The sequence below is a fragment of the Streptomyces sp. NPDC042259 genome, from assembly GCF_055582085.1.
In genome coordinates this window covers 1-13,228 of record NZ_JBVJDW010000009.1, presented here as the reverse complement: position 1 = coordinate 13,228, position 13,228 = coordinate 1, and the positions used below count along the sequence as shown (strand labels likewise).

Sequence of the window (13,228 nt, the reverse complement as noted above, 5' to 3'; positions counted from 1 at the left end):
TCGCCCCTTTGAGGGGTCGTGCCTACCCTTTCCTTTCATGCATGTGATCTCTGTGAACGTCGGCGGCGCGCGGACCGCGCCGGCCCCCGGGGACGCCCCCGGTTTCGCGGCCGGTCTGGCCACCGGCATCGACAAGCGCCCCGTCGCCGGACCGGTCGCCGTGGCTCCGCCCGGCCCGAAGGGCACGGCGGGCAGCGGACTCGCCGGTGACGAGGTGGTCAACCGGCGCCATCACGGCGGGGACCACCAGGCGGTGTACGCCTTCGCCCGCGAGGACCTGGACGACTGGGAGCGGGAGTTGGGCCGCGTGCTGCCCGACGGCTCCTTCGGCGAGAACCTCACCACCAGGGGGGTCGACGTCAATGGCGCGCTGATCGGCGAGCGTTGGCGGATCGGCGCGGATCTGGTGCTGGAGGTCAGCGCGCCGCGCATCCCCTGCCGGACGTTCGCCGACTGGCTGGGCGAGTCGGGCTGGATGAAGCGGTTCACCCGGGCGGCGGCGCCCGGGGCGTATCTGCGGGTCGTGGAGCCCGGCGAGGTCCGTGTGGGTGATGCGGTGACACTCGTGCACCGGCCCGGCCACGAGGTGAGCATCTCCTTCCTCTTCCGCGCCCTCACCACCGAACGGTCCCTGCTGCCCCGGGTGTTGGCGGCCGGAGACGCCCTGCACCCGGAGGCCCTGGAGGCCGCCCGCTCCGCCGCGGCGCGGCAGCGTAATCAGCCGGAAGGGTCAGTCGGAGCCCCGGAGGCCCCCCGGGGGACGGCGCCGAGCACTAACGTTCCCGTATGACGACTGCACTGATCACGGGAGCGACGGCGGGCATCGGCGCGGCCTTCGCTCGGCGGCTGGCGGCCGACGGGCACAACCTGGTGCTCGTGGCGCGCGACGAGAAGCGGCTCAACGAACAGGCGACCGAACTCCACGACCGGCACGGCGTGGAAGCGGAGGTGCTCCGCGCGGACCTGGCGGAGGACGAGGGCATCGGGGCGGTCGAGAACCGGCTCTCGGACCGTACACAGCCGGTGGATCTGCTGGTCAACAACGCCGGGTTCGGGAACAAGGGCGTCTTCCTCGAGGTCACCATGGCCGACGAGCTGCGGATGCTCAAGGTGCACTGCGAGGCGGTGCTGCGGCTGACGTCGGCGGCCGTCCCCGGCATGCGCGAGCGCAGGCGCGGCGGCGTGGTCAACGTCGCGTCGGTGGCCGCGTTCGTGCCGCGCGGCACGTACGGGGCGAGCAAGGCGTGGGTCGTGCAGTTCACCCAGGGCGCGGCGAAGGACCTGGAGGGCAGCGGGCTGCGGCTGATGGCGCTGTGCCCCGGCTTCGTCCGCACGGAGTTCCATGAGCGGGCGGGCATGCCCGCCGAGAACATCCCGAACTGGCTGTGGCTGGACGCGGACAAGCTCGTGACCTCGGCGCTGAAGGACCTGGCGCGCGGCAAGACGGTGTCCGTGCCCGACCCCCGCTACAAGGCGTTCAGCGGTCTGGCGAAGCTGGCCCCGCGCGGGGCGCTGGGCCGGGCGTCGTCGGGGACGGGCCGCCGGTAGGCCTTCGGCCGGATGGGCACGGGAACGGCCGAGGCCGGCACCCCTTGGGGTGCCGGCCTCGGCCGTTCGTATGAGGTGCGGGCCGTATCGCCCGCTCCACCGCTGCTCGGTGGTGTCCTCAATCGCCGGACGGGCTTGGTTTTGGCTGACCTCAGCCGAAACCAGCCCGCAGCGACCCCGCGGCCGCGGAGCCGACGGATGGGCGACTAGTGGGAGTGACCGTGGCCGTGGCCGGCCTCGGGCTCCTCGTCGGCCGGCTTCTCGACGACCAGGGTCTCGGTCGTGAGCAGCAGCGACGCGATGGACGCGGCGTTCTCCAGGGCGGAGCGGGTGACCTTGACCGGGTCGATGACGCCGGCCTTCACCAGGTCGCCGTACTCGCCGGTCGCGGCGTTGAAGCCCTGGCCCTTGTCGAGCTCCGCCACCTTCGCGGTGATGACGTAGCCCTCGAGGCCGGCGTTCTCGGCGATCCAGCGCAGCGGCTCGACGGCGGCGCGGCGGACCACGGCGACACCGGTGGCCTCGTCGCCGGTCTTGTCGAGGTTGCCCTCGAGGACCTTGACGGCGTGGACGAGCGCGGAGCCACCACCGGAGACGATGCCCTCCTCGACCGCGGCGCGGGTCGCGGAGATGGCGTCCTCCAGACGGTGCTTCTTCTCCTTGAGCTCGACCTCGGTGGCCGCACCCACGCGGATGACGCAGACGCCACCGGCGAGCTTGGCGAGGCGCTCCTGGAGCTTCTCGCGGTCCCAGTCGGAGTCCGTGGACTCGATCTCGGCCTTGATCTGGTTGACGCGGCCGACGACGTCCTCGGAGTTGCCGCCACCGTCGACGATGGTGGTGTCGTCCTTGGTGATCGTCACGCGGCGGGCGGTGCCCAGCACGTCCAGACCGGCCTGGTCGAGCTTGAGGCCGACCTCCTCGGCGATGACGGTGGCACCGGTGAGGGTGGCCATGTCGCCGAGCATCGCCTTGCGGCGGTCGCCGAAGCCGGGGGCCTTGACGGCCACGGCGTTGAACGTGCCGCGGATCTTGTTGACGACCAGGGTCGACAGGGCCTCGCCCTCGACGTCCTCGGCGATGATCAGCAGGGGCTTGGAGGAGCCACCCTGGATGATCTTCTCGAGCAGCGGGAGCAGGTCCTGGATCGAGGAGATCTTGCCCTGGTGGATCAGGATGTACGGGTCGTCGAGGACGGCCTCCATACGCTCCTGGTCGGTGACCATGTACGGCGAGAGGTAGCCCTTGTCGAAGGCCATGCCCTCGGTGAAGTCCAGCTCCAGGCCGAAGGTGTTGGACTCCTCGACGGTGATGACACCGTCCTTGCCGACCTTGTCCATCGCCTCGGCGATGAGCTCGCCGACCTGCTTGTCCTGCGCGGAGAGCGCGGCCACGGCGGCGATGTCGGTCTTGTCCTCGATCGGACGGGCGGTCGCGAGAAGCTCATCGGACACGGCCTTGACCGCGGCGTCGATGCCCTTCTTCAGCGAGGCCGGGGAGGCGCCGGCGGCGACGTTGCGCAGACCCTCGCGGACCAGCGCCTGGGCCAGCACGGTGGCGGTGGTGGTGCCGTCACCCGCGATGTCGTTGGTCTTGGTCGCCACCTCCTTCACGAGCTGGGCGCCCAGGTTCTCGTACGGGTCGTCGAGCTCGACCTCGCGCGCGATGGTGACGCCGTCGTTGGTGATGGTGGGGGCACCGAACTTCTTGTCGATGACGACGTTGCGGCCCTTGGGACCGATCGTCACCTTCACGGTGTCGGCAAGCTTGTTGACGCCGCGCTCGAGGGCGCGACGGGCGTCCTCGTCGAACTTCAGGATCTTCGCCATGGGAGCTGTTGTGTCCTCTCGAACGAACTACGCCCCGGTCGCCCGGTTGTTCAGACTCGGGTGGCCGGGGCGTAGATCAATGCAAACTGGGGTTCGGTACTTTCCGGGGACCTGCCCCCGGACCCCGGCTACTTCTCGACGATCGCGAGAACGTCGCGAGCCGAGAGGACGAGGTACTCGTCCCCGTTGTACTTCACCTCGGTGCCGCCGTACTTGCTGTAGAGCACGACGTCGCCGACGGTAACGTCGAGCGGAAGACGGTTGCCGTCCTCGAAGCGGCCCGGGCCCACGGCCAGGACGACGCCCTCCTGGGGCTTCTCCTTCGCGGTGTCCGGGATGACCAGGCCAGAGGCCGTGGTCTGCTCGGCGTCGAGCGGCTGGACCACAATGCGGTCCTCGAGCGGCTTGATGGCAACCTTGGAGCTGGCGGTCGTCACGATCCGACCTCCCCCTTCGGAGATCTCACGGGGTTAACTGTCTGAGGTGGCGACCAGGTCGGATCCGTCGTCGCGGGTGCCGGAGCTGCCCGTCGCCGTGTCTGGCACTCCCCGGTGGAGAGTGCCAACGGAGCCGAGACTATGACGCGGTTAGCACTCGGTCAAGCGGAGTGCCAATTCGAGGTGCGCCGCGCGCCTCGGCCGAACCCTTGGGCGACCCCTCGCGCAGGGCGTCGCACCGGCGCCCGGGCGGTCGCCGGGGTGGATCTGCCCGCGCGACGCGAGGGGTAATCCTCCGGGTCACTCACCGGGCGGTGCCGGATCCCTCTGGGCGGGGGTCCCCAGTTCGACGATGCGGCGGAGTTCGGCGATGTGCCCGGCGTAGGCCTGGCGGCCGTCCCCGGTCAGGGCGATCCAGGTGCGGGGGTAGGAGGCCCCCCGGGCCTTCGTGACCTCCAGGTATCCGGCCGCCTGCAAAACCTTGACGTGCTTGCTGAGCACCGAGTCGCTGACGTCGAGGGCATCGCGGAGGGTGCCGAAGGCCATGGTCTCGACGGGGGCGAGCATGGCGCAGATCTGGAGCCGGTTGGGGGCGTGGATCACTTCGTCGAAGCGCGGCTCGGTCACCGCCCCGCCCGGAGGTCTCGTCGTGCGGCCGCGTCGATGCGGAAGCCCATGACCGTGGTGAGGACGCCGATCAGGACGCCGGCGCCGGCGATGGCCCCCCGCAGGTCCGCGCCCCACTCCAGACCCATGCCGGTGGCGGCCAGTGCGAGCAGCGCCACGACGTAGGCCATGGTCAGCCGACTGGCGGCGGGGGTGCCCAGATAGCGGTCCATGGAAACGCCGGTCGAGCGCCTGAGCGCCCAGCCGAGTCCGAGCACCGCGAGCACGAAGGGCCCGACGGCCCAGTTGGCCACCCGCAGGCTCATCGAGACGAACATCAGGGCGAACGCGAGGCCCAGCCCTCCGTGGTACCACCAGGGGCTGGCGATCCGGTCGGCCACCTGGGCACGGGACCCGGCCGCGGTGTCCAGGGCGGCGAGGGCGCGGGCGGCATCGGGCGTACTGGGGTCGGAGAAACTGTTTTCCATGTTGGAAAGTATATGCGGATCACCGCCCCGGCGGAAGGCCGCGGGCCCGCGGAACGCGGATCCGTCCCGCCACCGCGGCGGGCGCGAAAGGACGTGCCCGCCCGGCTCGAAGGTCCGGGCGGGCACGGGGCGAGTGCACGGGGCGAGTGCACAGGCGAGGGGGCGAAAGGTCACACCGGGGGACGGCCGGCGTACGGGCGTGGGAGGGAAGCCGACGGCATGCCGTCGCCCGCCAGCAGCGCGGTCCACCGGTCGGCCGCCTCGGCAGCCGGCCCCGGCCTGCCCAGCACGACCAGGGTCATCCGGTCCACGGCGAAGAGGTCGGCGCACCCCGCGGTGACCTCTGCCGGGGTCGCCCGCCGCAGAAGTTCCGGCAGCCGTTCCGCCCAGTCGGGCCGCCTGCCCGCCGAGACCGTGTCGCGCAGCAGGTCGGCCTTGGCCGCCGGGGAGTCGAAGACCCCCAGCAGCTGGGCGGCGCAGAAGGTGCGGATCGGTTCGAGTTCGGCCGCGGTGACGGGAACGGTCCGCAGTGCGCCCAGTACCTCCGCGATGCCCGCCACGCCGCGGGCCGCGTGCCGCTCGGGCAATGTCGCCCTGACGTAGGCCCGGGAGAAGCCGAGGCAGATGTCGCGCGCGGAGAACACCGTATGGTCCAGGCCCGCGTGCAGACTGTGGGAAGCCAGCCGGGACTGATAGTGGGCACCGGCCACAGCGGTGGCCAGGTACCGGGCCGCCGAGGCGGTGTCCCCCGCCGGCTCCGGTGCGCTCAGCGTCAGGTGCACGTCCGCCATGGCGTCGTGATGCAGCGCCAGCGTGCCGGCGGCCGGCGACGCCGCCGTCTCCCCGTACCGGTCCGTTTCCCCGGGGGCGCCGGTCTTCCAGCCGGACAGGGCGCGTTCCGCGTCGGCGGCGAACCGGTCGGGATCGATGTCGCCGACGGCCACCAGCCAGCCCCCGCCGCGGCGCAGGATGTCGTGGTGCACCGCCTCGAGGCCGAGGCGCTCCCCGGCCCGTTCGCGCGCCGGGGCAAAGCGGGCGAGCCAGTGCCCGCGCAACGCGGTATCGGTCACCGCCCCGGGGTCACGGCGGCGCGACGGTGTGCGCAGCGGCACGACGGCGTCCACCGGTGCCGCGAGTTCGGCGAGGAGGCCCAGCCAGTGCGTGACCCCGTCCGGTGGGGTGAAACCGGTGACGTCGAGCCACTGGCCGTCGGTGGACAGATGGAACGAGCCGCCCCGCTCCTCCGCCCGGCCCGCCGCCCCGGTGCGTCCGGCCAGCACATGGGCCAGCGCCTCGGCGTCCTCCGGGCGCCGCCACCCCGGCGCGCCCAGCGGCAGCCGCAGCCGCAGCTCGACCAACGGCACGCGGGCGTCCCTGACCGCCACGACGCGCGTACCGCTGACGAGCGTGACCTCGCGGCGCGGGCCGTAGTACGGCGCGGGTTGCGCGCCCAGGGGCGGGACCGGCCGGGCCGGTGCCGGGACGGCCGCCGGGCGGGGCGTGCCGGAGGTCCGCGCCGCGACGGGCGCGGGGGCCGTACCGCGGGCCGGGGCGGGCCGGGTCCTGGCCGCGCCGGGGGTCATCACCAGCACGCCCTTGGCCGCCGCGTGCAGACCGCGAGCGGCGGCGGCGACGTCGCCGGGGCCGATGTCGCCGAGCCGGGTGGGGAGTTCGTCGAGCAGCTCGGCCCGGCCGAAGAGGAGTTCGAGGCGACCCAGGGCGCGGCTGCGGGCGTAGACGTCGACGTGCTGCCGGTGGTGTTCGGTGATCATGCGGCGGACGGCCTGGGCCTGGGCCCGCTCCAGCCGGGGGTCCTCGGCCCAGGAGAGCCACCGGCCGGTCATCGCCTCCACCGCCTGCCGCGGCGAGTCCGCCGGGGGCACCAGAGCGGTGAGGACCAGGAGGTCGGGGTCCCTGGCGTCCAGCGGGCCGAAGACGCCGCAGCCGGCCGACGCCGCCTGGACGCCCTCCAGTCCCTGCTGGCTGATCATCTCGGCCAGTACGGCATGCGCCAGATAGCCCGCCAGGTCCGCGCGGGGGTCGGGCAGCCGGTAGCCGACGGCCACGGCCGCCACGGACACCGCGGGTTCCGTGCAGGTCGCCCACCGGTCCTCGGTCGGGTGCGGCTCGCGCAGATCGGGTGCCGGCGCGGTCGGGCGCGGGGGTATGCCGCCGAAGTACCGCTCGGCCAGGGCCAGCAGCTCCTCGGGGTCGTGATCGCCGACCACGGTCAGCACCGCGTTGCCCGGGGCGTAATGGGCCTCGAAGAACTCCTCGCACTCGGCGACCGTCGCCGTGCGGAGCTGTTCCAGACGGCCGTACCCGTCATGGGCGTTGGCGAAGTTCTCGAAGACCACACCGGGCAGCAGGGGCCAGGGGAACCCGCCGAACGGCCGGGACTCCACGGCCTCGTGGATCTCCACCTCGATGCCGTCCAGCTGACCGGCCAGCGACCGCTCGGTGAACCGGGGGGCCCGCATCCGGTCGGCCTCGCTGAACAGCGCCTGTTCCAGGGCAGCGGCCGGCACCACCTGGTGGTAGTCGGTGTAGTCCTGGTGGGTCGTGCCGTTGGCCTGGCCGCCCAGCGGGTGGATGTGGTCGTAGAAGCTGCCCTCGGGAAGGCTCGCGCTGCCCCGGAACATCAAGTGCTCGAAGAGGTGGGCGAACCCTTCCCGGTCGGGCCGCTCCGACCGGTAACCGACGCCGTAGTGGACACACACCGCCGTGCGCGACGCTCCCGGCTGCCGCTCGACGACGACCCGCAGACCGTTGTCGAGGGTGGCCCTACTGACCTTGTGCATCATCCTGGGAATCCTCGTTCTGCGAGAGGTCGACGAGAAACCTCAGGAAGTCGCAGTAGTGGTCGAAGCCGCGGTCGAAGTCGTCGACGTAGGCGGCGATGTCATGGACGTGGAGCAGGATGCGCAGCACTGCCATCCGCGTCCACTCCTGCCCCAGCTCGCGGCCGTATCCCTCGAACAGCGCGCTGGTGAGGGCCTGCCACGATTCCTTGTCGCCGCCCAGCTGCCACTGCAGTTCGACCAGCTCGCCGACGACCCAGCCGAGGTCGAAGTACCAGGGCGCCGCGCACACGTCCTCGCCGACGAGCAGCTCGGAGCGTCCGGAGCCGGAGTCGACGACGAAGGACCCGAGGCCGGCCGCGCCGTGCGCGAGCACCGTCGCGGGGTCGGCGACGGTCGCCCGGTACCAGGCGGTCACCCGGCTCCACCGCTCCTCGCCCAGGGTGCGGCGCAACTGTCCTTGGACACAGGCGGCGCGCGGGCTGGCCGCCCGGCCCGCCAGCCAGTCGCCCAGCCGCGTCAGCCCGCGCGCCGGCCGGGCCGGCAGGTCCGCGGGGGGCTCCAGGTCGTGGACGGCGCGCAGCAGACGGCCCAGGTCGCGCAGGGGCCCGCGCAGTTCGGCGCCGGGGCCCTGGTGCAGGAGCAGGTGCGCGGCGGAGATCGCGCCGCGCACGTCGTAGACCCGGGCGGGGCCCTCGGCGTCCCCCGGTACCAGCCGGGCGCCGTCGGCGTCCCCGGCCTCGGCCAGCGCCGCGCGGACCGTGTCGTCGACGGGCCGGAACGGTGTGGGCGCGAGCGGCCCCGGCGACCTTCGCCAGCGCGTCCCGCCCGTCGGCAGGGTGTGGACCGACGTACGCAGCAGCCCGGTGCCGAACTCGGTCCCGGACTCGAACCCCCCGGAGCCCGGCGGGCCGGGCACCGCGGAGCGGTCCCGCGCGGCGGCGAGTTCGGCCAGGCGCTCGGCGAGCAGCTGGAGCACCTCGGGCATCGGCGGGGGAACCCAGGCGTCCTCGCGGCCCGTGGTCAGGCTGCGCCCCGGGACCGGCGGGACCAGTACGACGTTCGGCCGGGCCGCGAGCGTGGCCCAGTGGCCCCGGAACGCGTCGCCCTCCAGGGCGCCCGGCGGCAGCGCGGGCGCGACGACGACCGGCGCCCGGGTGCACTGGGCGGCCAGCAGGACGGGGCTGTCCGCGAGCCCCAGCGCCAGGCGCGCCATGAAGTGCACGGTCGCCGGGTACACGACGATCGCCTCGGCCCACTCGGCCCACTCCACGTGCCGCGCCGTTTCGTCCTCGGCGGGCCAGATGTCGCTCGACACGGCACCGCCCACCCGGGAGCCGACCGCCTGCCGGGTCACGAAGCGCTCCGCGCTGCGGGTCAGCACGACACGGACCTCCAGCCCCGGGCAGGACAGCCGGAGGTGCTCCAGCCAGTACGGGCTGGACCAGGCGTAGGCGGAACCCGTGATCACCACGAGCATCCGGGTCAGGCCCAGGTCGGCGGGGGCTCCGGCCGGTGTCTCGTCGATCATGACGTGACCTTGTCCAGGAGCGTCTCCAGCTCCGTCAGCGAGGCCCGCTCGCCGTACCGCATGTGCACGCCGGTGACGTTGAGGACGATCTCGTCGGCCCCGGCGTCGGCGTACTCCCGCAGGCGCGCGGCCAGTTCGTCCGGTTCGCCGTAGAGGAAGGCGCCGCCGGCGAGCAGCGCCTCGGCGTTGCCCCGCGGGTCGCCGGGGTTCACCGTGATCCCGGACCGGGCCAGCATGTCGATGTAGTGCGGGAGCAGCGTGTGACCGGTGTTGCTCACGGCCGCCAGCTCGACCGGGTCCCGGTCCGCCGCGGCCAGTGCCAGCGGGACCATCACCGCTACCCGGGGCACGGGGCGCCCGGCGGCCTCGGCCCCGGCGCGGAGCGCGGGCACGACGACATCGCGCACGTACGGCGCCGGGGTCAGCCAGGTGATCGCGACGTCGGCGATCTCCCCGGCCAGCCGTGCCATGGCCGGGCGCAGCACGCCCAGACCGAGTTCCACCGGCGGGCGGGGCATCAGCGGGAACTCCGAGTGGCAGGTGAAGTACTCGCCCTCCTGGCTGATCTCGCCCTGCTCCAGCAGTCCGCGCATGACGGAGACGTATTCGCGTACCGCGCCGAGCTGGCTGCGGTACGGCGCTCCCAGCAGGCTGCGCTGGAAGGAGACCGCACCGGGCCCGAACCCGGCCACCACCGAGTGGCCGCTGGACACGGCCAGCGCGTGGGCCTGGAGCGCCGCCTGGTACGGGTGACGCTGTGGCATCAAGGTGACGCCGGTGCCGGTCGGTACCCGGAAGCCGCTCGCCGCGGCGTGGGCGAAGTCCTGGAACGGGTCGTTCAGCACGGCCTGGCCCTGCCACAGCCGGTGCGCGTCGCTCCACTGCGCGAGGGCGGCGTACGGCAGCAGCTGCTCCGGGCGGTACGGGGCGAAGGGGGCGATGAAGGAGAAGGTGGTCACCGGTTGGCTCCCGTCGATAGGTCGGCCGGCTCACCGGAGAGTCCGAGTTCCTGCCCGTGCACCAGCTCCGCGTACATGGGGCTGGTCAGCATCAGGTCGTCGTGGCGGCCCTGGGCCGTCACCCGGCCGCCGTCCATCACGATCACGTGGTCGGCGTGGCGCACGGTGGAGATCCGGTGGGCGACCACGAGTACCGCGCGGTCCTGGCTGATCCGGTCGATCAGACGGCGCAGCCGCACCTCGTTGATGCTGTCCAGGTGGGAGGACGGCTCGTCGAGCAGGACCAGCGGTGCCTGCGACAGGGCGGCCCGGGCCAGGGCCAGTCGTTGCCGCTGGCCGCCGGAGAGGTCGTGGGCGCCGCCCAGGACCGTGTCCAGCCCGTCGGGCAGGTGGCGGACCTCTTCCTCCAGGCCGACGTCCCGCAGGGCGCGCAGCAGGGTCTCCTCGTCGACCGGGGTCTCCTGGCCGAGGGTGAGGTTGTTCCGCACGGTGTCCCGCAGCAGCGTGGACGCCTGGTCGACGTAGGCGAGCCGGCCGCGCAGGGCTTCCAGCGGCCACTCGGCGGCGTCCCTGCCGAACACCTCCACCCGGCCCTGGTCGGGGTCCATGAACCGCTCGACCAGCCCGAGGACGGTGGACTTGCCCGAACCGGAGAGCCCGACCATCGCGGTCAGCCCGGTGGCGGGGACGGTGAGGTCCACCTCCCGCAGCACGGGCTCCTGGCCGTAGGAGAACGCGACCTGGTCGAAGCGGACGGCGGGGGCTCCGGCGACGGCCGGTGACGCGTCGCCGGGGGCCGTGTGCGCCGCCGGCTTCTCGGAGGGAAGGGCGAAGAGGTCGTCGAAACGCTTGCGGGAGGCCAGGCCCGCCTGGATGGTGGTGATTCCCGACATCGCCATGATCATCGGTGCGGCGAGCTGGAACAGGTAAAGCAGGAACGACACGAAGGTGCCCAGGTCGAGGTCGCCGCTCACCATGCGCGCGCCGCCGCCGAGGACGATGGCCACCAGGGCGATCTGCTGGCCCAGGTTGATGACGGGGACCATCAGGGCCTCCAGCGCGGAGGCCTCGGTCTCGAAGGTCGCGACCTGCCGCGCGCGGGCGGTGAGCTGGTCGGAGACGAGCCGCTCGGCACGGTAGGCCTTGATCACCGTCAGCGATTCCATCATCGCGACGAAGTGCTCGGTGAGGGAGCCGACCTCGTCCTGGATGGCGATGTACTTGCGGCGCAGTGCGACCACCACCGCGGCGATGACGGCCAGGGCCGCGAGGAACGCCCCGAGGGTGATCAGGAGCAGCATCCAGTCCAGCAGCCCCATGATCACGAGCGTGCCGATCAGGGTGATCAGCGACATCGGCAGCTGGATCGGGCCGATGTCGACGACGCTCTTGACCGCGGCGGCGTCGGCGGTGAGACGGGTCGCCAGGTTGCCGGTGCCTTCGGCGCGGGCGGCGTGCAGGCCCAGGCCGAGCGAGTGGTGCATGCTGCGGACCCGCAGGTCGCAGATGAGCCGGTGGCCCATCCGGGACAGCAGATAGGTGGCCAGGGCGTTGGCGGCGGCGGCCCCCAGGCCGACTCCGACCATGATCCAGGTCCACCGGGTGAAGCCCTGGTCCCCCTGGATGGCGGCCAGCAGTTTGCCCACGGTCCACGGCAGGACCAGCGTCGCCGACGTGGCGGCCAGGGCCAGGCCCATGACCCCCGCCAGCAGCAGGTACCTGCCGCGGAATATCTCCCGCAGGATGAGCAACCGCTCCTTGGGCGCGTCCCCGCTCGTACTCGCCGTGCTCATTGCAGTGATCTCCTAGACCGAGAACTCAATCAACGACCTGACCGCGGTGGCCGGTCCCTCCCACGTCACCCGCAGGCCCGCCGCGTGGCCGAGCGCCTTCAGCTCCGTGACGGTCCGCACGGGCGTGGGCATCATGGCGCGCAGCCACAGCTCCGTGCGGTCGGTCTCCGGGCCCGCCACGCGCGCGTCCAGGCTGACGTCGGCGAGCAGGACCTTCCCGGTTCCGGCCGCGGCCTGGGCGCAACGGCGCAGGATCGCGACCGCGTTCTCGTCGTCCCAGTCGGCCAGGATCGCGGAGAGCAGGTAGACGTCGCGGCCGGGTGGCAGCGGCTCGAAGAAGCTGCCGACCATGGCGTCGCCCCGGTCCTGAAGACCGGCGTTCGCGAGATTCTTGGTGGCCAGCGCCACCGAATTCTCCAGGTCGACCACGGTGCCGCGCAGATGCGGGTACCGGCGCAGCAGGTTGATCAGCACCGCGCCGCTGTTGCCGCCCACGTCGAGGACGTCGCGCACGCCCGTCCAGTCGTAGCCGTCGACGATCAGTTCCGCGTCGCACACCAACTGGTCCGAGGACAGGCGCTCCATGGCTTCGACGAAGGCGGGGCCGTCGTTGAGGCTTTCCCAGTAACCCCGGCCGAACAGCCCCACATGGGCGGGCTCGCCGGTGCGGATGGTGTGGACCAGTCCGACGAGCGCGATGTCCGACCGGCCGGCCATGCCGTCGTCACGGAGGTTGTCGCGCACGGAGAACGGGTGGTCGGTCAGCAGAGGCAGCCCGGCCGGCTCCAGCGCGAACCCCTCGTCCTTGTTGCCCCGCAGCAGTTCGAGAGTCGTCAGATAGCCCAGGAGGCTGCCGAGCAGATCCGTGCGCGTTCCGCACAGACGCGCCAGCTCCTCCACGTCGCCCACCCCGGCGGCGAGGTGGTCCGCCACCCCGAGCGTCGCCGCGGCGCGGATGGCCGCCGGACGCAACAGGTCGGCCGAGTCCACGAGTTGCTGGGCGTGAGCCAGGTCGTCCATGTCTGATGCTCCAGGTGGGTGTGGTGACGTTGACGGATGGGCCCGGGTGCGGGCGGACGGGGGTCGCCGCCCGCACCCGGGCCCGGGGGGGGGGGGGGGGGGGGAGGGGGGGGGGAGGGGGGAGGAGAGAGGGGGGGGGGGGGGGGGGATAGGACGGGCGAGGTGACCAGGGGGGGCTTCGTCAAGTGGGGCTCGGCGCTCAGCGCCGCGCTGGCG

The 13,228-nt window shown here is 72.7% G+C and carries 11 protein-coding genes; 2 read left to right on the top strand and 9 right to left on the bottom strand.

Going from position 1 to position 13,228, the window contains the following annotated elements; genetic code table 11:
- The first annotated feature begins 37 nt into the window (after positions 1 to 37).
- A complete protein-coding gene (locus tag ACZ6MA_RS23020; RefSeq protein WP_469435801.1) occupies positions 38 to 790 on the top strand; it encodes an MOSC domain-containing protein in 753 nt (250 codons plus the stop codon).
- The gene (locus tag ACZ6MA_RS23015) at positions 787 to 1,548 is read left to right on the top strand and encodes an SDR family NAD(P)-dependent oxidoreductase (RefSeq protein WP_469435800.1); all 762 of its coding nucleotides are present in this window, start codon (positions 787 to 789) and stop codon (positions 1,546 to 1,548) included. Before ACZ6MA_RS23020 ends, ACZ6MA_RS23015 begins: the two co-directional genes overlap by 4 nt.
- A gap of 206 nt (positions 1,549 to 1,754) precedes the next feature.
- On the opposite strand, the gene groL is transcribed toward ACZ6MA_RS23015, so the two are convergent.
- The 9 genes from groL to ACZ6MA_RS22970 form a co-directional block, all read right to left on the bottom strand.
- Positions 1,755 to 3,377, bottom strand: a complete 1,623-nt coding sequence (groL, locus tag ACZ6MA_RS23010; protein ID WP_469435799.1) for a chaperonin GroEL — start codon at positions 3,375 to 3,377, stop codon at positions 1,755 to 1,757.
- A gap of 128 nt (positions 3,378 to 3,505) precedes the next feature.
- Positions 3,506 to 3,814, bottom strand: a complete 309-nt coding sequence (gene groES, locus ACZ6MA_RS23005; protein WP_215081936.1) for a co-chaperone GroES — start codon at positions 3,812 to 3,814, stop codon at positions 3,506 to 3,508.
- A gap of 300 nt (positions 3,815 to 4,114) precedes the next feature.
- Positions 4,115 to 4,441 (bottom strand): transcriptional regulator, encoded by a 327-nt coding sequence (locus tag ACZ6MA_RS23000; RefSeq protein ID WP_469435798.1) that lies wholly within the window; start codon positions 4,439 to 4,441, stop codon positions 4,115 to 4,117.
- Positions 4,438 to 4,908 (bottom strand): hypothetical protein, encoded by a 471-nt coding sequence (locus ACZ6MA_RS22995; RefSeq protein WP_469435797.1) that lies wholly within the window; start codon positions 4,906 to 4,908, stop codon positions 4,438 to 4,440. The genes ACZ6MA_RS23000 and ACZ6MA_RS22995 overlap by 4 nt, the downstream gene beginning before the upstream one ends.
- Before the next feature lie 170 nt (positions 4,909 to 5,078).
- The gene (locus ACZ6MA_RS22990; RefSeq protein ID WP_469435796.1) at positions 5,079 to 7,712 is read right to left on the bottom strand and encodes a M16 family metallopeptidase; all 2,634 of its coding nucleotides are present in this window, start codon (positions 7,710 to 7,712) and stop codon (positions 5,079 to 5,081) included.
- Entirely contained in the window at positions 7,693 to 9,240 is a 1,548-nt protein-coding gene (locus ACZ6MA_RS22985; RefSeq protein ID WP_469435795.1) for a flavoprotein, read from the bottom strand. The genes ACZ6MA_RS22990 and ACZ6MA_RS22985 overlap by 20 nt, the downstream gene beginning before the upstream one ends.
- Positions 9,237 to 10,199 (bottom strand): LLM class flavin-dependent oxidoreductase, encoded by a 963-nt coding sequence (locus tag ACZ6MA_RS22980; RefSeq protein ID WP_469435794.1) that lies wholly within the window; start codon positions 10,197 to 10,199, stop codon positions 9,237 to 9,239. The genes ACZ6MA_RS22985 and ACZ6MA_RS22980 overlap by 4 nt, the downstream gene beginning before the upstream one ends.
- Complete coding sequence (locus ACZ6MA_RS22975) at positions 10,196 to 11,992, bottom strand: ABC transporter ATP-binding protein (protein WP_469435793.1); 1,797 nt, start codon at positions 11,990 to 11,992, stop codon at positions 10,196 to 10,198. Before ACZ6MA_RS22975 ends, ACZ6MA_RS22980 begins: the two co-directional genes overlap by 4 nt.
- Before the next feature lie 12 nt (positions 11,993 to 12,004).
- Positions 12,005 to 13,012, bottom strand: coding sequence for a methyltransferase (locus ACZ6MA_RS22970; protein ID WP_469435792.1), 1,008 nt, complete (start codon positions 13,010 to 13,012; stop codon positions 12,005 to 12,007).
- Between the last annotated feature and the right edge of the window lie 216 nt (positions 13,013 to 13,228).

Excerpts from the sequence above, each read along its gene's own strand:
- ACZ6MA_RS23020 (WP_469435801.1), top strand. The coding sequence starts at position 38 with ATGCATGTGATCTCTGTGAACGTCGGCGGCGCGCGGACCGCGCCGGCC.
- ACZ6MA_RS23015 (WP_469435800.1), top strand. The coding sequence starts at position 787 with ATGACGACTGCACTGATCACGGGAGCGACGGCGGGCATCGGCGCGGCC.
- groL (WP_469435799.1), bottom strand. The coding sequence starts at position 3,377 with ATGGCGAAGATCCTGAAGTTCGACGAGGACGCCCGTCGCGCCCTCGAG.
- ACZ6MA_RS22995 (WP_469435797.1), bottom strand. The coding sequence starts at position 4,908 with ATGGAAAACAGTTTCTCCGACCCCAGTACGCCCGATGCCGCCCGCGCC.
- ACZ6MA_RS22990 (WP_469435796.1), bottom strand. The coding sequence starts at position 7,712 with ATGATGCACAAGGTCAGTAGGGCCACCCTCGACAACGGTCTGCGGGTC.
- ACZ6MA_RS22985 (WP_469435795.1), bottom strand. The coding sequence starts at position 9,240 with ATGATCGACGAGACACCGGCCGGAGCCCCCGCCGACCTGGGCCTGACC.
- ACZ6MA_RS22975 (WP_469435793.1), bottom strand. The coding sequence starts at position 11,992 with ATGAGCACGGCGAGTACGAGCGGGGACGCGCCCAAGGAGCGGTTGCTC.
- ACZ6MA_RS22970 (WP_469435792.1), bottom strand. The coding sequence starts at position 13,012 with ATGGACGACCTGGCTCACGCCCAGCAACTCGTGGACTCGGCCGACCTG.